This is a genomic window from Bacteroides sp. D2 (assembly GCF_025147085.1).
Classification (GTDB): Bacteria; Bacteroidota; Bacteroidia; order Bacteroidales; family Bacteroidaceae; genus Bacteroides.
This window is the reverse complement of record NZ_CP102261.1, coordinates 4722428-4742697: the sequence shown is the minus strand read 5'-3', so window position 1 is coordinate 4742697 and position 20270 is coordinate 4722428. Positions and strand designations below refer to the sequence as shown.

At 39.2% G+C, this 20270-nt stretch carries 15 protein-coding genes; 14 read left to right on the top strand and 1 reads right to left on the bottom strand.

Annotation, left to right across the window (positions count from 1 at the left end; translation table 11 throughout):
• Nucleotides 1-5: 5 nt before the first annotated feature.
• The 8 genes from NQ505_RS17365 (at nt 6) to NQ505_RS17330 (ending at nt 11981) form a co-directional block, all read left to right on the top strand.
• Entirely contained in the window at nt 6-1643 is a 1638-nt protein-coding gene (locus NQ505_RS17365) for a SusD/RagB family nutrient-binding outer membrane lipoprotein (RefSeq protein ID WP_008999510.1), read from the top strand.
• A gap of 46 nt (nt 1644-1689) precedes the next feature.
• Entirely contained in the window at nt 1690-2820 is a 1131-nt protein-coding gene (locus NQ505_RS17360; RefSeq protein WP_008999511.1) for an endo-beta-N-acetylglucosaminidase family protein, read from the top strand.
• A gap of 21 nt (nt 2821-2841) precedes the next feature.
• Nucleotides 2842-4023, top strand: coding sequence for a BT_3987 domain-containing protein (locus NQ505_RS17355; protein WP_032853580.1), 1182 nt, complete (start codon nt 2842-2844; stop codon nt 4021-4023).
• Nucleotides 4024-4181: 158 nt separating this feature from the next.
• Entirely contained in the window at nt 4182-7058 is a 2877-nt protein-coding gene (locus NQ505_RS17350; RefSeq protein WP_410492471.1) for a SusC/RagA family TonB-linked outer membrane protein, read from the top strand.
• 17 nt (nt 7059-7075) lie between these two features.
• On the top strand, nt 7076-8626 hold the full coding sequence (locus tag NQ505_RS17345; RefSeq protein ID WP_008999504.1) for a SusD/RagB family nutrient-binding outer membrane lipoprotein: 1551 nt from the start codon (nt 7076-7078) through the stop codon (nt 8624-8626).
• A gap of 27 nt (nt 8627-8653) precedes the next feature.
• Nucleotides 8654-9793: a glycoside hydrolase family 18 gene (locus NQ505_RS17340; protein WP_004300462.1), complete on the top strand. Its 1140-nt coding sequence runs from the start codon at nt 8654-8656 to the stop codon at nt 9791-9793.
• Nucleotides 9794-9801: 8 nt separating this feature from the next.
• Entirely contained in the window at nt 9802-11001 is a 1200-nt protein-coding gene (locus tag NQ505_RS17335; protein WP_008999501.1) for a DUF1735 and LamG domain-containing protein, read from the top strand.
• A gap of 23 nt (nt 11002-11024) precedes the next feature.
• Nucleotides 11025-11981, top strand: coding sequence for a DUF4999 domain-containing protein (locus NQ505_RS17330; protein ID WP_008999500.1), 957 nt, complete (start codon nt 11025-11027; stop codon nt 11979-11981).
• Nucleotides 11982-12311: 330 nt separating this feature from the next.
• Here NQ505_RS17330 and NQ505_RS17325 read toward each other — a convergent pair whose 3' ends face one another.
• A complete protein-coding gene (locus NQ505_RS17325) occupies nt 12312-13304 on the bottom strand; it encodes a FecR family protein (RefSeq protein WP_008999499.1) in 993 nt (330 codons plus the stop codon).
• Nucleotides 13305-13466: 162 nt separating this feature from the next.
• Here NQ505_RS17325 and NQ505_RS17320 point away from each other — a divergent pair, with 162 nt between their 5' ends.
• The 6 genes from NQ505_RS17320 to NQ505_RS17295 are packed head-to-tail and all read left to right on the top strand — an operon-like array spanning nt 13467 to nt 20247.
• Complete coding sequence (locus NQ505_RS17320; protein WP_004300457.1) at nt 13467-14075, top strand: RNA polymerase sigma-70 factor; 609 nt, start codon at nt 13467-13469, stop codon at nt 14073-14075.
• Nucleotides 14072-14698 (top strand): YhcH/YjgK/YiaL family protein, encoded by a 627-nt coding sequence (locus NQ505_RS17315; RefSeq protein WP_008999498.1) that lies wholly within the window; start codon nt 14072-14074, stop codon nt 14696-14698. The genes NQ505_RS17320 and NQ505_RS17315 overlap by 4 nt, the downstream gene beginning before the upstream one ends.
• An 8-nt stretch (nt 14699-14706) precedes the next feature.
• Entirely contained in the window at nt 14707-17877 is a 3171-nt protein-coding gene (locus NQ505_RS17310) for a UvrD-helicase domain-containing protein (RefSeq protein ID WP_008999497.1), read from the top strand.
• Nucleotides 17874-18491 (top strand): radical SAM protein, encoded by a 618-nt coding sequence (locus NQ505_RS17305; RefSeq protein ID WP_008999496.1) that lies wholly within the window; start codon nt 17874-17876, stop codon nt 18489-18491. The genes NQ505_RS17310 and NQ505_RS17305 overlap by 4 nt, the downstream gene beginning before the upstream one ends.
• 4 nt (nt 18492-18495) lie before the next feature.
• The gene (locus NQ505_RS17300; RefSeq protein WP_008999495.1) at nt 18496-19212 is read left to right on the top strand and encodes an energy transducer TonB; all 717 of its coding nucleotides are present in this window, start codon (nt 18496-18498) and stop codon (nt 19210-19212) included.
• A 27-nt stretch (nt 19213-19239) separates the two neighbouring features.
• Complete coding sequence (locus NQ505_RS17295; RefSeq protein WP_008999494.1) at nt 19240-20247, top strand: energy transducer TonB; 1008 nt, start codon at nt 19240-19242, stop codon at nt 20245-20247.
• Nucleotides 20248-20270: the final 23 nt, after the last annotated feature.

Genomic DNA, 20270 nt, shown 5'->3' with positions numbered 1-20270 from the left:
AAATTATGAAATTTAAGAAATACTTATTAGTGGTCTTTTCGCTAGGCTTATTAACTGCTTGCGAGGATTATATAGATATTAATAAAAGTACTACTGGTGTAACAGACGAAGAACTGGAAGCAGGTGGATTAATCTACGGAACTCAGTTGATGGAAATGCAGCAACGTGTTATTCCCATCGGTTCACCAAGTAAAACAACTGATCCGGGTAATGATTTGGCAGTTACAGATGTGATGTCATCGGCCCAATATATCGGCTTTTTTGGCATGAATAATAACTGGAAACTAAGTACAGAAGCTACATGGGACTTTGCTGACAATCGAATGAGTTATGCATACGAACAACTTTATATGAAAGTATATCAACCTTGGGTACAAATATATCAAAAGATTGGAAATAGCGAAGAGCCAGATAAACAAGAAATTATGGCAATATTTAATGTCGTAAGAATTGCTGGTTGGTTAAGAGCTACTGATTGTTTTGGCCCTATTGTATATTCTAACGCAGGAAATGGTGACATCGCTCCAATGTTGGATAAGCAGGAAGACGTATATAAAGCTATGTTGAAAGATTTGGCTACTTGTGCTGATATTCTGAACAAATCGACTTCTAAGATTATGCCGAAATACGATTTGATTTATGATGGAGATCCGATTAAATGGACTAAATTGGCCAACTCATTAATGTTGAGAATGGCAGTTCGTACTCACTTTGTTAACAAAGATTTAGCTGTAGAATATATTCAGAAAGCATTGAATCCGAGGAATGGAGGCGTGATTGAAAGTAAAACAGATGAAGCAAAAATTGGTAATACAAGTAAATTCCCATTACTAAACTCTTTAATCGCAACAATCGATTACAAAGAAAACCGTATGGGTGCCACAGCTTGGTCTTATTTGACAGGTTATAACGATCCTCGAATAGACAAATATTACACAAAGGGTACATACAACAAAATTAGTGGATACTATTGTATTGCTCCTGGTAACACCTTAGGCAAGGCCGAAGGCGACAATACAGCAGAGTTCGCTTCTTGTCCCAAAGTAGAAAATGCAGATCCTTTATACTGGTTCAGAGCTTCCGAAACTTTCTTTTTAAAGGCCGAAGCTGCATTGTATGGCTTAACTGAAGGAAATGTGAAAGACTTATATGAGGCAGGAGTAAAACTGTCTATGGATGAATGGGGGATTGCGGAAGCAGCAGCCACTACCTATTTAAACAATAGTGCACAACCTGCAACACTAAATTCGCCAAGTAATTATTACTATGCTGGTGGCAAATCCTATAATTCTGATATTACTGCAGGAAATATTACTCCTAAATGGGATGACGCTGCTTCAGAGGAAACGAAACTGCAACGGATCATCACACAGAAATATCTGGCTCTTTATCCTAATGGAGTAGAAGCTTGGACAGAGTATCGCCGGACTGGATTCCCTTATTTGGCAAGTCTATTCGATAATACTTTGTATAATAAGGTAGGTGCAACAGAGAAAACGAGAGCTCCAGAACGTTTCAGTTTTGCTGCAAAAGAATATAGTGGTAATCCCAATATGTCTTCCATCACTACATTGTTGAATGGTCCGGATAAAGGTGGTACTAAACTTTGGTGGGTACGTGCTAACAGACCTGTTCAGAATTAATAAACCAGTCAATTGTTTTAATAATCAATAAACAACAATTAATAGTATGAAATTACGTAATTATTTATACATCGGTATTGCAGTCCTAGGCTTTACAGCATGTTCTGACTGGACAGATGCTGAACGTGAAGTGTTTCCAGAACAAGAGGAAATAAATCGTTTTATTCCTCTTATTGATGCTCAAAATGAAGCGGATTTGATGCCTTCGCAACGCGAATATTACCGCCAACTTAGAGAATATCGTACGACTCCCCATGTAAAGGGATTTGGCTGGTTTGGTAATTGGACAGGAAAAGGAACAAATGCCCAAAATTACTTGAAGATGCTACCCGATAGTGTAGACTTTGTATCTCTTTGGGGAACAAGAGGAAGACTATCTGATGAGCAAAAAAACGATTTAAAATTCTTTCAGGAAGTGAAAGGAGGAAAGGCTCTATTATGCTGGATTATTCAGGACTTGGGAGATCAGTTGACTCCTCAAGGATTAACAGCTACAGAATATTGGGTAACTGATAAAGGAAAAGGTGATTTTCAAGAGGGGGTTAAAGCGTATGCAAATGCCATTTGTGATAGTATTGAAAAATTTAATCTGGATGGTTTTGATATAGACTATGAACCAGGATATGGTCATAAAGGTACTTTAGCAACTTCTCAGACAATTAGTTCTACTGGTAATAATAATATGCAGATTTTTATTGAGACGCTAAGTGCTCGCTTACGTCCTGCTGGAAAAATGTTAGTTATGGATGGTCAGCCGGATCTTTTGTCGACAGAAACATCAAAGTTGATAGACCATTATATTTACCAGTGCTATTGGGAAAGAAATACGAACACTGTAATTAATAAAATCAATAACCCTCATTTAGATGATTGGGAGCGTAAAACAATTATCACGGTTGAATTTGAACAGTGTTGGAGATGTGGAGGTATTGATCCCGATAATAAAGCAGTAAATTCGAATGCGAATCGAAGATATACTTCAGTTCGAACGGAGTTTAATGGAAAATATGGAACACAAATATTTGATTATGCCACACTAAATCTTCCGAGTGGGAAACGAATAGGTGGCATTGGTACTTTCCATATGGAATATGACTTTGCTAACGAACCCTCTTATAGGTGGCTTAAAACGGCTCTTTATTATGGTAACCAAGTATATCCGGGTACATTTGAATAAACATTTTAATCAGAAAGAAAAATGAAAAAAATAGTTATGACTCTGTTTGGTACGTTGCTTCTAGCAGGCTGCCAGAACGAATTGTATACAGATACTCAAAAAGATTTCGGAAGTGATCAAGGCGCATATATAGCTGCTGATGGTCCCATCCAGATTTTTGTAGAAGAGGGTAAGGAGTATTTTATCAAAGATATAAAAGTCGGGTTAGCTGTAAAAGAGAATAAAGCATGCGAAGTTCCTTTGACAGTTGGTGATCAGGCGCAGCTTGATGAATACAATAAAAAGAATGGTACATCCTATTTGATGCTACCGCCTGAAATGTATGAAATACCTTCAGTGATGACCTTTAAGCCAAATTTGGCTATGCAGTCTATTCCTGTTGCATTGAAAGATCTAAAATTTTCTTTGAAAGGAGACTATGCATTACCTATTCGTTTGTCTAAAGGTTCTGTCACTCTCGTCCCCAATGAAGAGGAAGCTTTGATCATTTTAGAAAAACGTACACGCACCAAAGCGCTTCTTATGAATAATGCCGGAAGCGAAAGTGGTGATATGTTTCCACAAGACTTTAAAGTTAAACAGTGGACTATGGAGGTTATGATTAAACGGTCTGCATATAATGCAAATAATAAATCCATTGGGGGAACAAAAGTGGCACCTAACTCTAGTCCTCTTGATGAAATATTTACTCGTTTTGGAGATGTGACGATTAATCCTAATCAGTTGCAAATAAAAACAGGCGCATCACAAATTGATGTACCATCAAATAAATTTGCAGCTAAAGCAAATGAATGGTATATGCTTACATTTGTTTATGATGGTAAAATGACCTTAGTATACGTAAATGGTGACTTAGTGGCATCACGTGAAATTAGAATCGGAGAATATGGGCTGACAGGTTTCTGGTTGGGAGGTTCTAATGAATTTGTACGTGAAGTCCGTTTCTGGGATATTGCCCGTACTGCACAACAAATAAAAGGATATACATGGAAGATGGTAAATCCGGACGAACAAGGATTACTACTTTACTATCCATGTAATGGACAAAAACGCGATCACGAGACTGGTGTTATCAGTGACGATGCAACTAAAATATGGAACTGGGCTACTTACTATAATGGAGACAAGAGTAAGCTAGACCTTCCAATGGTTGGAAAGTTTGATGATAACAATGGTGAAATGTATGTATTCCCTGCTGAATAATAGATGGAGTATCTAAAATATAATTGATTGGAAAATCGGTTATTTGTAAATAAGAGTCCGACATTTTGCCGGACTCTTATCGTTTTATCTAACTTTATGCAACCTGCGTAAATGTAAATATTTGCGTTTGAAAATAATCGTGCATTCCAATTAATGCAATGTTTTTTTTGAGACAGCAGAGAAATCGCATCAGTAGTAATATTCTGTTATTTTTTTTATGGCAGATATTTATATTTCACTGTTTCTCCCAAGCAATCACGCTTGCCAATGCTCAACCCCTTAAAGTCACCTTAGGAGAAGATACACAAGTATTGGACGAAGTAGTTGTTACTGCATTGGGTATCAAGCGTGCAACTAAGGCATTAAGTTATAATGTACAAGAGGTAAAAGGTGACGAATTGACAGCTGTAAAGGACGCCAATTTTATGAATTCACTATCAGGAAAGGTTGCCGGTGTTCAGATTAATAGTGGTGCAACCGGTGCTGGTGGTGCCACTCGTGTTGTTATGCGTGGTATGAAATCTCTGACTAAAGATAACAATGCATTGTATGTAATTGATGGTGTACCTATTTTTAATACAGGAAAAAGCGGTGGCGAAGGATTATTTGGAGAGATGGGAGGATCAGATGCTGTTGCTGACTTAAATCCGGATGATATTGCTAGTATTAGTATGATGACCGGTCCTTCTGCGGCAGCATTATATGGTTCCGCTGCGGCAAATGGTGTTGTTTTAATAACGACTAAAAAAGGCCAAACAGAGAAAACTACCATAACAGTATCCAACAGTACTACTTTCTCTAAAGCATATATTATGCCGGATATGCAGAACCGTTATGGTACAAGTTCCGGATTATTCAGCTGGGGAGAATTGACAAACCGTCGATATAACCCATCTGACTTCTTTGAAACAGGATCCAATGTTATCAATTCGGTAGCATTATCTACAGGAAATACCAAAAACCAGACCTATCTTTCAGCTTCTACAACTAACTCCGGTGGAATTCTTCCGAATAACTCTTATAACCGTTATAATTTTACGGCACGTAATACCACCCATTTCCTGAATGATAAACTTACTCTGGATATCGGTGCACAATATATCGTTCAGAACAACAAAAACATGGTTTCTCAAGGACAGTATTATAACCCTCTCCCATCACTGTATCTATTCCCTCGTGGAGACAACTTTGACGAAATTCGTTTGTATGAACGTTATAATACTAACTACGGCTATATGGAACAATATTGGCCTTATGGTGATGCAAGTTTGTCATTACAAAATCCATATTGGATACAAAATCGCATCAACCGTACTTCCAACAAGAAACGTTATATGATGAACGCTTCCTTGAAATGGCAGGCTACAGATTGGCTCAATGTTGTCGGTCGTGTCAATCTGGACAACTCTGACTACCGGAATAAAAACGAAAAATCTGCTTCTACATTAACAACATTCTGTGGTGTAAGTGGTGGTTTTGAAGATGCCATGCGGCAGGAACGTTCTTTATATGCCGATTTCCTGGCTAATATAGATAAAACATTTGGTGATTTTCATTTAACAGCCAATGTTGGTGCTTCCATATATCATACTTCAATGGATCAGCTATATATTGCAGGTGACCTGGTTATTCCCAACTTCTTCCAGATCAACAATATTAATTTCTCCGCCAACTATAAACCGGATCCTACCGGATATGAAGATGAAATTCAAAGTATTTTTGCCAGTGCTGAATTAAGTTGGAAAAATCAACTGTATCTAACCGTAACCGGACGTAATGACTGGGATTCAAAACTCGCATTCTCCAAACAGAAATCTTTCTTTTATCCGTCAGTCGGTTTATCGGCTTTATTATCAGAAATGGTTAAACTACCAGAGGTGATTTCTTATGCTAAAATACGCGGTTCGTATACAGTGGTAGCCTCTTCTTTCGATCGTTTCCTTACTAATCCGGGTTACGAATACAACAGCCAGACACATAACTGGGCGAATCCGACCGTATATCCGATGGACAATATGAAACCTGAAAAGACTAAATCATGGGAAGTCGGTTTGAACTTGAAATTCTGGGGAAATCGTTTCAATTTAGACGCTACTTACTATCGTTCTAACACATTGAACCAGACATTTAAAGTGGATATCCCCTCTTCTTCCGGATATAAACAAGCGATTGTACAGGCCGGTAACGTGCAAAATCAGGGTATTGAATTAGCTTTAGGATTCAGTGATAAATGGGCAGGATTCGGATGGTCTTCTAATGCAACTTTCACTTTAAACCGTAACAAGGTGAAACGACTGGCAAGCGGCAGCGTGAATCCTGTGACAGGAGAAGCTATCCAAATGGATGAAATGAATGTAGGTTGGTTAGGTAAAGAGAATGTAGCTCCTCGCGTCATCCTGACAGAAGGAGGCTCCATGACTGATATCTATGTATACAACCAGCTGACAAAAGACAATAACGGTAATATAAAAGTCGATCAGAATGGTAATCTGGGTATCACTTCATCAAACACTCCGGTAAAAGTAGGTAATCTGGATGCTGATTTCAACCTCGGATGGACCAATCATTTCACTTACAAAGGAATTGATTTAGGAGTTGTATTATCAGCCCGTGTAGGCGGATTAGCTTATTCGGCTACTCAAGGAATTTTAGATTATTATGGAGTATCCGAAACATCTGCAACAGCTCGTGATAATGGTGGTATACCTATTAATAACGGTAAGGTTAACGCCCAAAAGTATTACCAGACTATTGGTACGGGTGAAGGTGGCTATGGTCGTTATTATCTATACAGTGCAACCAATGTACGTTTGCAGGAATTGAGCCTAAACTATACACTTCCTAAAAGATGGTTTAAAAATGTGGCTAATGTTACTTTGGGTGTTGTAGGACGTAATTTATGGATGATTTACTGTAAAGCTCCATTCGACCCGGAATTGTCTGCCTCTACCTCCAGTAACTATTATATGAATGTAGACTACTTTATGCAACCTAGCTTGCGTAACTTCGGTTTTAATGTGAAAGTTCAATTCTAAAAGAAAAAGCTAATGTTATGAGAAAATATTTAAGAAATATCACAGTCGGTGCCGCTCTGTTGTTACTGGCAGGAAGTTGTACCGATAAATTTGAGGAGTATAATACGAATCAATATCAAATTCATGATGCAGACCCTGCTACCTTGATGAAGTCTATGATTGAAACAATTGTGAATATTCAGCAGAATGACTCTCAAATGCAGGATCAGATGGTGGGACAGTTAGGTGGCTATTTATGCTGTTCTAACACATGGAGTGGTACAAACTTCAGCACATTCAATCAGAGTGATGCCTGGAATGCTACCCCTTGGAACACTCCGTTTGAAAAAATATATGGAAACTTTTTCCAGATACAGGAAGCAACTAATTCTACCGGACATTATTATGCTTTCTCTTGTATGATACGTGCCATAACGATGCTTCGCGTTGCAGATTGTTATGGACCGATGCCTTACAGCCAAGTAAAGAAGGGTAATTTCTATGTATCTTATGATACCCAGGAACAGGTCTATACCAGTATATTAAGTGATTTAGCCAATGCAGCTGATGTTTTGTACAACTATTATGTAGAAACAAATGGCAATGCCCCATTGGGGGCCAATGATCCGGTTTTTGATGGAAATTATTCAGGTTGGGCTAAGCTAGCCAATTCAATGCGCTTACGTGTTGCAATGCGAATCAGCGGAACATGGCCTGGCATTGCTCAAGAGGCAGCTGAAGCAGCAGTAACACATAAAGCAGGATTGATTGAAAGTAATTCGGATAATGCTATGCTTTCTTGTGGCACACAGAGTAATCCATATCAACTGGCAGCTGTAAGTTGGGGTGATCTGCGTGTGAATGCAAATATTGTAGATTATATGAATGCATATGGCGATCCACGTATGCCGAAGTTCTTTAATAAGTCTACCCTTGCCGGGAAAACAGATAAATATGTAGGTATGCGTACAGGAGATGCTGATTTTAAAAAGGCAGACGCTGCAGGATTTTCTATTCCCGCATATACGGCAACCTCTAAATTAATGGTTTTCTGCGCTGCAGAAACGGCTTTTTTACGTGCAGAAGGAAAATTGCGTGGTTGGAATGTCGGTTCTAAAACAGCAAAAGCCTATTACGAAGATGGTATTAATTTGTCAATGGAACAATATCAGGTTTCAGCCACTGAATACTTGAAGATTGACGAAGCTCCTGTCGTATCACATGAAAGTGATGCTGTGCAAAATGCTACTGTTACAATTACCAATACAGTGAGTGTGATGTGGGATGACAGTGAGGCTGATAACGTAAATGGAAAAAATTTCCAACGTGTCATTACTCAAAAATGGATCGCCAATTATCCATTAGGATTGGAAGCATGGGCTGAATATCGCCGTACAGGTTATCCGGAACTTTATCCTTGTATCGACAATCTATCAGATTGTGGAGTGAGTAGCCAACGCGGTATGCGTCGTCTAAGCTTCCCTTATACAGAGGCACAAAACAATAAAGCCAATTATGATCTGGGAGTAGCAGAACTCGGTGGTGCTGATAATGAAGCTACTGACTTAAAGTGGGCTAAGAAGAACTAATTTATATAATGCATAAAAAGGACTTTTATGAAGAAAATTTATTTATTATACATTGTACTCATATCACTGGCAACAACCTCATTGATCGGTTGCAGTGACTGGACGGAGTCGGAAGCAAAAACTTTTCCCGAATCGATCGTATCGGATGAATATTATGCGGCTTTGCGTGCCTATAAGCAGACAGATCACCAAGTTGCCTTTGGCTGGTTTGGTGGCTGGAGTGGTGAAGGTGCCTATATGAAAAGTTCTTTAGCCGGTATTCCTGATAGTGTAGATATTGTTTCTATTTGGGGAAATTGGTCGAACATTACAGAAGCTCAAAAAAAAGATCTGCAATTTTGCCAACAAGTTAAAGGAACTCGTTTTACCATGTGTTTTATTATCAGAAGTGTAGGCGATCAAATTACTCCGCAGAATATTCGTGAAAATTGGGAAAATATGGGATTTTCATCCGAAAAAGAAGCTGTGAATGATTTTTGGGAATGGCCTTCCGATGAATCAAATAAGGAAGCAATAGAAGCATCCATTCGCAAATATGCAAGCGCCATTGCCGATACAGTAAACAAATATGGTTACGACGGCTTTGATATCGATTATGAACCTAATTTCGGCAACCCCGGTAATATCGTAGACGAAGACGATAGAATGTTTGCATTTGTTGATGAACTAGGCAAATATTTCGGTCCGAAATCAGGAACAGGTAAATTATTAGTTATCGATGGCGAACCACAGAGCATAACAGGTAGACCTGAAGTCGGGTTATATTTTGACTATTTTATCATTCAGGCTTACAATAATAGTAGTCCTGGCAGTGATTCTAAACTCGATAAACGTCTTATCACAGGCGGCGTAGCAGGTGCAGGACTTGTTCAGACGTATAGCAGTGTCATGTCTGAAGAACAAATCACGAAGATGACCATCATGACCGAGAATTTCGAGGCTACTGATGCTGCTATGGACGGTGGATATGATTACACTGATCGTTATGGTAACAAAATGAAATCTCTCGAAGGAATGGCACGCTGGCAACCAAGTAACGGATTCCGTAAAGGTGGTGCAGGAACCTATCATATGGAAGCAGAGTATGGAACTTCACCAGAATATAAAAATATACGCCGTGCTATTCAAATTATGAACCCGTCATCACATTCATTACTTAAAAATTAATGTAAACTATGAAACGTATGAATTATATAAAAATTTTATGCTTCTCCGCAGTCATAACAGGCTTAGGAAGTATAGTAAGTTGTGGAGATGCAAAATACGATACTTTAGATACACATGCTTATATTGAAGAAGCTCTTTCCAGTACAAGTCAAAAAGTGACCGTACAGGCTACTGGAGAAAGTTTTACTACCCTAAATGTGCATCTTAGTAATCTTTCTTCTACAGACAATCATTATAAATTGGTTACAGATCAATCAGTACTGGACACTTATAACCATATTAATGGAACCGGATATATAATGTTGCCCAAAGATTATTATACGTTGCCGGAAACGATTACTGTAAAAGCAGGACAATATGCAGCCGATGCCCTCCCCATCGCTTTGAAAGCTTTCAGTCAGGAAATGATGAAATCGGGAGAATCATATGCACTGCCTGTAAAACTAGTATTGCAAGATGGAAGTATTTCACCGATGGAAAATACCGGAACCTTTGTTATTTTGGCAGAAAGTATTATCGAATTTTCAGCTCCAATGTTTGTTGGCGCTCCTAGTTTAAAAGCTAATAAATTCACAGAATCTCCCGAAACGTATTCACAATATACTATAGAGGTTCGTTTCCAGGTAGCCAACACAGCTGACCGTGACCGTGCAGTATTTAAGAACGGAGGAGATGATGCAAACTTTATCCTTTTACGTTTTGAGGATCCTCAAAGTGATAATGAAAATTATAAGGCACATTCATTAGTACAGATTGTAGGACGTAACCGGCTTTATTTGAATCCAAGTAATTCTTTCAAGCCAAACGAATGGCAACATTTAGCATTGGTCTGTGATGGTTCCAACTATCGACTTTACATAAACGGAGTTGATTCGGGTGTGTTGAGTATACCAACAGGAGCAACAACTTTCTCCGATGTAAATTGGTTCTGCTTAGGTGATGATTCTTATAGTAGATGGGGAAACTGTAAAATTTTGATGAGTGAAGCACGTATCTGGTCTGTAGTTCGTTCCGCTTCTCAAATTCAGAATAACATGACCCAAGTGAGCCCAAAATCTGTAGGTCTGGAAGCTTATTGGCGATTTAATGAAGGACAAGGCAATGTATTCGAAGACGCAACTGGCAAAGGTCATACTTTGACTACTTCTGCTACTCCTACCTGGATTGACGGTATTTTATCTACAGATAAATCTACCGAATGGAAATAGTAATAATTTAATCGTATGTACATATGAAAAATATATTTCAATCACTATCAATAGCAACTCTACTCGGCTTGTTTGTCCCGTTCATTTCGTCCTGTAGCGATAATGAAGAAGTTTTTAACGAATGGAATGCTACGTATGTGTCTCTACAGAGAAATGACTATTTATCAGGGAATGTAAAAAAGTTCAATCTGACTCATGATGCGAATGGAATCGGAGGAGATGAAATGAAGATGGCTTTCACTGTAAAAACACAAAAAGCAGTATCTACAGATATGGTTATCGCATTAAGTGCAAAAAGTGAAACAGAAGGGCTTGATGCAAGCCAGATCGTTTTAAGTTCCTCACAAGTTACTCTCAAAGAGGGACAGATGACTTCTGAAGAAATCACTGCGACGGTTGATCCGACGATATTCGCCAGTATCATGGAAAAAACAAGTTTCTCTTTCAGTATATCAATCAGTAATGTAACTACCAATGATAAGAACACAGTTATTAGTAGTAGCTTAAGTACATTACCTGTCATTATTAATAAAGCTGCCTACTGCAATCTAAAAAGTGGTACTCCTAGCAATAGCCAACTTATCAGTAATCGTGCAGGTTGGGTAATTAAGCTAGAAGAAGGAGTAGAAGGAACAGGTAATAACTTAATTGATGGCAGGACTAATACTGATATTGCTCTTAGTGGTGCAGGATTCTGGTTTACTGTTGATTTAGGAGAAACTAAGGTGTTAACAGGCATCAAAACAAATCATTGGGGAAATTCAAGTTCATATGCTCCTAGAGAAGTAGAGATTTTACAATCTGATAATGGTACGACTTGGAAATCATTAAGTTCACTAGCAATATCTGGGGGCACACAAAATATTACGTTCATTTCTCCTATTACTACGCGATATCTAAAATATCAGATTATTACCATTGCTTCAAGTGGTCGTACGGATGTTACAGAATTTAATGTTTACGAACCCAAAAGTGAGTAAGTATTTATGAATAGATAACTATAAAAATATAGAATAGAGGCTATCAAACAGGCCTTAAGCTCATAAAATCACCCTCACTACATGACTGAACTGCACTCCTTAAGTTTTGTGTTCAACTTTTGGGGTGCAGTTCATTGTAATGAGGGTGATTTTTCGTTTTAAAGACTATCTAATAAAATCCCATTCCAATCAATTTGCCACTACATATATGCGAAATGCCCCCAGAAAGTTATGTATCTAACTTTTGGGAGCACTTCACTTTATATAACGAACAAACCTTAATCTTTCAGGATCTAATTAGGCTGCCTTTTAGAAACACTAATCTATCTCTTATTTCTTCATCACCCGGACAATCCGTCCGTCTTTCTTATAAGAGAAATGATTGGTATGCATTAATACATTCAGTATCTCATCAGCAGTGCTATCAGTAGAGAATTCACCGGTAAACCGTTCTGATTTCAATGCTTCATCCTTATAGATAAATTTGATATCGTACAACTTCTCCATAATATTGGTTATTTCCAATAAAGACTGTTGCTTAAATTCCAACTTGCCATTAATCCAGAGAAGCACATCTGTAGGTTGGTTATATTCAATTAACTCTGCTTGATAAGTATCCGTATTTACATTCAATGTCTGTCCCGGTTTCAACAAATAACCATTCTCTTCCGTTCGCGGAGAATCTACCCGTACCAGTCCTTGAAGCAAGGTAGTCACTACCCTATTCTCATCTTGGCGTGCACGCACATTAAATTTCGTACCAAGCACACAAGTCTTGATTTGCTTACTATTTACTATAAATGGAGCATGTTTATCATGAGACACCTCAAAATAGGCTTCACCCGACAAATCGATTTGACGATCCGAACTCCAGAAAGAATTATGATAAACTATTTTTGAAGATGCATTCAGCCATACCTTACTACCATCCGGCAACACAGTCTGCGCTCTCTGTCCGGCAGCAGTTATCACCTCATAATCCGAAAGCTTATTAGAAAGTAATCCCCAGGCAATTCCACCGGCAAAAACGAGTCCGGTAAGAAAAGCAGCCGCCACAGTAGCATAACGTCCCCAACGGATTGAAATACTTTTCCGCTTAGCCTTTTTCTCCTTTTCTCTGATAACTGATTTAAATTGATCCAATGACGCCTCTGTATCTACAGTATTCATCACCGCTATACGCTCACCTGCAAAGAGAGTGTAATAAAGTTGCTCCAAAGTTTTCCGGTTTTCCGGTCTTTCCTCGCACCAAGCTTCCACCCGAGCAGCTTCTTCATCATTACATTCACCTTGCAGGTAATTCACCAAGATAGTTTCATCCATGCTCTTTTATCTTTTTACAAAAAAAAACTATAATACCTTTGTAGTAATACAGTTGTGAGCACAAATATACTAAAGAGAAAAAGAAAAAAATATTTTTTCTCGCATTTTTATTTCATTTATCTACTTCTTTCATTATTTTTGTCTTACATAAATTAAAAGAGAATGTCACAATCTCCGATATATTTGGATATAAATAATAATAAGTCCGTTATCACTGCCCTAAAAGCAGGAGAAGAAAAAGTTTTTGACGTCGTCTACAGACATTATTTCCGTAGGCTATGTGCTTTTTGTTCCCAGTATGTAGGTGAGCAGGAAGAAATAGAGGAGATTGTACAAGAAACGATGATGTGGCTGTGGGAAAATCGTTGCACTCTTATGGAAGAGTTGACACTCAAAACACTTCTTTTTACGATTGTCAAGAACAAAGCTCTCAACCGTCTTTCCCATTTTGAGATCAAACGAAAAGTTCATCAGGAAATCGTTGATAAATATGATAGTGAGTTCAATAACCCGGACTTCTATTTGAGTGATGAGCTTTTCCGTTTATATGAAGAAGCACTAAAAAAACTTCCGAAAGAATATCTCGAAGCTTACGAGATGAACCGCAATCAACATCTGACGCATAAAGAAATTGCCGAGAAGCTGAATGTATCTCCACAAACGATTAATTACAGGATTGGACAAGCCTTAAAGTTATTGCGAGTAGCTTTAAAAGACTATCTACCTTTATTCATACTTATTTTCGGACCTAATTTTTTCGAACAATCATGAAATCAAAATTTGTATTTAGTAGTTCAAGCCTGTTTATCGGACTTTTTCTTTTCTTCTTCACTGAAAACGTGTGTTCACAAGAATCCGCTGATAACTGGACTCTTAAGCAGGCCCGTCAATGGACACAAAAACAAGAATGGGCAAACGGACTGAAGGCAATGCCTCATAAAACAACCGATTATCAGGAATTTGCGTCACAATATCATAAGAACCAGAAAGTGTGGGACAAGACTTTCCAATGGCTAGCTACCCACGACCTTGCGAATATGCCTGCTGGACGATATGAAGTGGATGGCGAACATTGTTACATCAATGTACAGGATGCAACAACACAAGATGTCAGTAAACGTAAAATCGAAGCACACCGCCATGGTATCGATCTGCAATATGTAGTGAAAGGCACCGAACGTTTCGGAATTACTTCAACAGAATATGCAGAGCCTATCACTGAATACAAACCGGATGTTACTTTCTACAAAGCCAAGAAAATAAAATATGTAGATTCCACTCCGGATACATTCTTCATGTTCTTCCCCAAAAACTTTCATCAGGCATTGGTAAAGGCAGGGAAAGAACCGGAGGACATACGGGTCATTGTTGCTAAAATCGAGTATATCCCATAAACAGAAACATGAGTGAACTTTTAGTCTATAAAGCCTCCGCAGGTTCGGGTAAGACATTTACCCTGGCAGTGGAATATATCAAACTGTTAATTCTCAATCCCCGCGCCTACCGGCAAATTCTCGCTGTCACCTTTACCAATAAGGCAACAGCAGAAATGAAAGAACGCATTCTTAGTCAGCTTTACGGCATACAGATAGGCGATAAAGATTCCGAAGCCTACCTCAACCGAATTAAAGAAGAGACAGGAAAAACCGAACAGGAGATACGGGAAGCGGCAGGCGTCGCCCTTAGCTATATGCTGCATGATTACAGCCGGTTCAGGGTAGAGACTATCGACTCATTTTTTCAATCTGTCATGCGCAATCTTGCACGGGAACTGGAACTTAGCCCGAATCTGAATATCGAGTTAAATAACACCGAAGTTCTTAGTGACGCTGTAGATAGCATGATTGAGAAACTAGGACCCACTTCTCCCGTCCTCGCATGGTTGCTAGATTATATCAACGAGCGGATTGCCGATGATAAACGTTGGAACGTATCGGATGAAGTAAAAAGTTTCGGACGCAATATTTTCGATGAAGGTTATATTGAAAAGGGAGAAGGACTCCGGCAACGGTTACGAAACCCGGATACCATCAAAGAGTATCGCAAGCAACTGAAAGCTCTGGAAACGGAAATTCTGGAGCAAATGAAAGGATTCTACGACCAATTCGAAGGAGAACTGGATGGACACGCACTGACTGCTGATGATCTGAAAAACGGTTCACGCGGAATCGGAAGTTATTTTCGTAAACTTAATAATGGTATTTTAGGCAATGATATCCGTAATGCCACAGTAGAAAAATGTCTGGAAGACGCAAAGAACTGGGCAACCAAGACTTCTCCCCGCTACGCGGACATCATTAATTTAGCCAACTCCAGTCTCATGCAAATTCTGGAAGATGCTGAAAAGTTACGTTCCAAGAATAATTTGTTACTGAATAGTTGCCGATTATCCCTGCAACATCTCAACAAAGTGCAACTCCTCGCCAATATCGATGAAGAAGTACGTCAATTGAATCACGACAACAATCGTTTTCTATTATCAGATACGAATGCCCTGCTCCATCAGCTGGTGAAAGACGGTGACTCCTCTTTTGTATTCGAAAAGATAGGAACGAATATCCATAACGTCATGATAGATGAGTTTCAGGATACCAGCCGGATGCAATGGGGAAATTTCAAATTGCTCTTATTAGAAGGATTGTCTCAAGGAGCAGACAGTTTGATTGTAGGAGACGTTAAACAATCCATTTATCGTTGGCGAAATGGCGATTGGGGAATTCTCAACAGCCTGAATGACCACATCGAACATTTCCCGATCCGCGTCAAGACATTAGCTACCAACCGGAGAAGTGAAACCAATGTGATCCGGTTTAATAACCAAATCTTCACAGCTGCCGCCAACTATCTGAACGGAGTATATAAACAACAGTTAGGCAAGGATTGTGAGGATCTGCAGAAAGCCTATGCCGACGTTGTGCAGGAATCTCCACGAAGTACAGAAAAAGGATATGTAAAAGTATCTTTTCTCGAACCCGACGAAGAACATGATTATACCGAGCAGACATTAATTAGTCTGGGAGAAGAAGTAAAACATCTCCTCACCTCTGGAGTACGACTTAATGATATAGCCATCCTGGTACGGAAAAATAAAAGTATTCCCCGAATCGCCGATTACTTCGATAAGGAGCTACACTATAAAGTGGTATCAGACGAAGCTTTCCGCTTGGATGCCTCTCTTGCCATTTGTATGATGCTGAATGCACTACGATTCCTTTCCGATGAAAACAATAAAATAGCTCGTGCCCAACTGGCCGTAGCCTATCAAAACGAGGTCTTACAGAAAGGACTGGATTGGAATACTCTCCTACTCCTCCCTGCCGAGAATTATCTTCCCGCAGCGTTTTTGGAAAGGATAAAGGAACTAAGACTAATGCCTCTCTATGAGCTTTTAGAAGAACTTTTCAGTATATTCGAGATGAATCTTATCAAAGATCAGGATGCCTATTTATTCGCTTTCTTTGATGCCGTGACCGATTATCTGCAAAGCAATTCTTCCGAGCTGGACGGATTCATCCGGCATTGGGACGAAACATTATGCAGTAAAACAATTCCAAGTGGAGAAGTAGAAGGTATCCGGATTTTCTCCATACACAAATCCAAAGGATTGGAATTCCATACCGTACTCCTTCCTTTCTGCGACTGGAAGCTGGAGAATGAAACCAATAATCAGCTCGTATGGTGCGCCCCACAAACAACACCGTTCAATGCATTGGATATTCTTCCTATTAATTATTCCACTCAAATGGCAGAATCGATTTATGGTAACGAGTACCTGCAAGAACGTCTTCAACTTTGGGTAGATAATCTCAATCTACTATACGTTGCTTTTACCCGCGCAGGGAAAAACCTTATTATCTGGAGCAGAAAAAGCCAAAAAGGCACCATGTCCGAACTATTGGCAAACACCCTACCGATAGTAGCCCAAGAAGAAGGGATTGACTGGGAAGAAGACTGTTACGAGCAAGGACAACTGTGCCCTTCCGAAGAAGAAAGAATAAAGACATCCACAAACAAGCTAACCCAGAAACCAGAAAAACTCCCTATCCGGATGGAATCCATGCGGCATGATATTGAATTTCGTCAGTCCAACCGCTCTGCTGACTTCATTCAGGGCATTGAAGAAGAAGATTCGGACGACCGCTTTATCAATCGCGGACGTATGTTACATACTTTATTTTCTGTCATCGAAACAGCAGAAGATATCGATCCGGCCATCGAACGGCTTATTTTTGAAGGAGTTATCAGAAATGACGAGAAAGAAAAAGTGGCTCGTGAAGTTGCAAAGAAAGCTTTTTCTTCTCCTGAAATTCAAGATTGGTATTCTGGAAAATGGACACTGTTTAATGAATGTGCTATTATCTATAAAGAAAAAGGAGTTTTGCAAACCCGTCGTCCGGACCGTGTAATGATGAAAGACGATCAGGTTGTTGTAGTCGATTTCAAGTTTGGTAAGGAAAATCCTACATATAACAAACAAGTGAAAGGATATATGCAACTTCTTACCAAGATGGGATATAAAAATATCACCGGCTATTTGTGGTATGTGGATGAAGAAAAAATAGAAAAAGTATGAAAGCTATTCCTCTCATCGGCATTGCCCGCCATCGACTAACGATTGACGGTGAAGGGGTTACAACATTAGTTGCTTTCCATGGCTGTCCGTTGCGTTGCAAATATTGTCTCAATCCAACTTCTCTACAGCCTGATGGCGTTTGGGAGAGATACGATTGTAACCAACTCTATGAGGAAGTACGCAAAGACGAACTTTACTTTCTGGCGAGCTGCGGAGGAGTCACATTTGGAGGTGGAGAACCATTATTGCAAAACGAGTTCATCCGGCAGTTTCGCCAACTTTGCGGACCGGAATGGAGAATCACTGTCGAAACGTCTCTCAATGTTCCACTACAGAATGTAGAAGAGTTGATTTCTATTGTAGATAATTATATCGTCGACATCAAAGACATGAATAATGACATTTATCAGCGATATACCGGAAAAGGTAATGAAAGGGTTTTATGCAATCTCCGGTATTTAATCGAAGAAGGCAAAACCGGGAAAATTATCATTCGAACACCGCTCATTCCTTCTTATAATACGGAGAAAGATGTAGACTACAGCATAGAGCTTTTGAAAGAAATGGGAATCACCCAATTCGACCGATTCACCTATAAAACCCCTAATGATTAATGCCATGGCACGAGGAAAACAAACCTGTAAAATTTTAAAAGAAATTCGTCGGCAGATAGCCGAAGCGAATGATATTGAATTCATCACCTCTGAATGTCAATATCTGGGAGACTGTCTGGGCACTTGCCCCAAATGCGAAGCAGAAGTTCGTTCTTTGGAACAACAACTTCTCAACCGCCAAAGGTCCGGATTAAATGTAAAAATAGTGGGCGTATCTCTTGGACTATCTGCTGCATTGATTTCTTCTCCTCTATATGGACAAGAAGCGATAAAGGACAGTCTAAGTAACAGTTGTGATTCACTTCCTAAAGTTGAAGTTACGGGTGGAAAAACAGAAAAAAGACATCAGGTAGCAGGAACCACCATTACTGCAGAGGAGCTAAAAGCCTTGTCGTTGAAAAAAGAAGAGGCTATGTTTGGGATGGTAGAGGTAATGCCTGAATTTCCCGGAGGTCAAAAAGCATTAATGGCATATATAGCCAAAAATACAAACTATCCTCAAGACGGGCCTTGTATTTCAGGACGTGTTATTGTCCAGTTCACTATTACTAAAAAAGGAAAGATTATAGATGCAAAAGTTGCTCGTGGGATTCATCCGGTTTATGATAAGGAAGCATTGAGAATTATAAAAAAAATGCCAGCATGGAAGCCCGGAACTCAAATGGGAAAACCTGTAGCTGTAAGGTATACAGTTCCAATCGTATTCAGAGCCAAACAATAATATCTCCTTTTCAATATAGATAATACCATGAAACGTGGAAAGCAAACTTGCAAAATTTTAAAAGAGATTCGTCGGCAGATAGCCGAAGCGAATGATATTGAATTCATTACTTCTGAATGTCAGTATCAGGGAGATTGTTTGGGTACTTGCCCCAAATGCGAAGCAGAAGTTCGATATCTGGAGCAACAGCTTGAACGAAAACGCCGTGTAGGTAAGGCCATCACTCTGTTTGGACTATCAACTGGCATACTTACAATAATACCTCCTACTTCATTGAACGCAGAAACACTACAATGCCCTAAAATGAATTGGACCATTACTGCTGACAGCCTGATACAAGAAAAAGACATGAAAGGGGAAGCTCCCTTTTATGGTCCGGAGAAGCTACCGGAATTTCCCGGAGGAACAGAAAAATTTATAGAATTTCTGAAAGAAAATCTTCGTTATTCAGAAATAGATAGTATTGCTAATAATACATACACTGATGTAAAATTCACTATAGATCATGACGGACAAGTTATCAATCCAAAGATTACTCGCAAGATACATCCCAAAGTTGAAGCTGAAATATTAAGAGTCATGTCTCTCATTCCTCGTTGGACACCCGGCATGTTGGCAAATGAGACAGTACAAGTGACATACAATCTGATGCTCTCATTCAGTGCGATGTATGGCCCGGAATTGAGAATCACTTATACTCGTATAAACTATCCTGACGTTTACGAGAAAGTGCCTGTTATGCCCGATTTTCCTGAAGGCCAGCAAGCTCTCATGAAATTTCTTGCAAAAAATATTCAATACCCTAATACAGGAACAGAAGGTAATGGTGTACAGGGACGTACTATTATTCAGTTTATCGTTGATAAAGAAGGAAATGTAGTCAAGCCAAAAGTTTTACGTGGTGTAGATCCTTATCTGGATAAAGAAGCTTTACGTGTCATTAATCAAATGCCTAAATGGAAACCGGGAGAACTGGAAGATGGTACTAAAGTTGCTGTTTATTTCACCGTTCCTGTTATGTTCCGACTACAATAAATATATGAATTAGAAAAACTTAA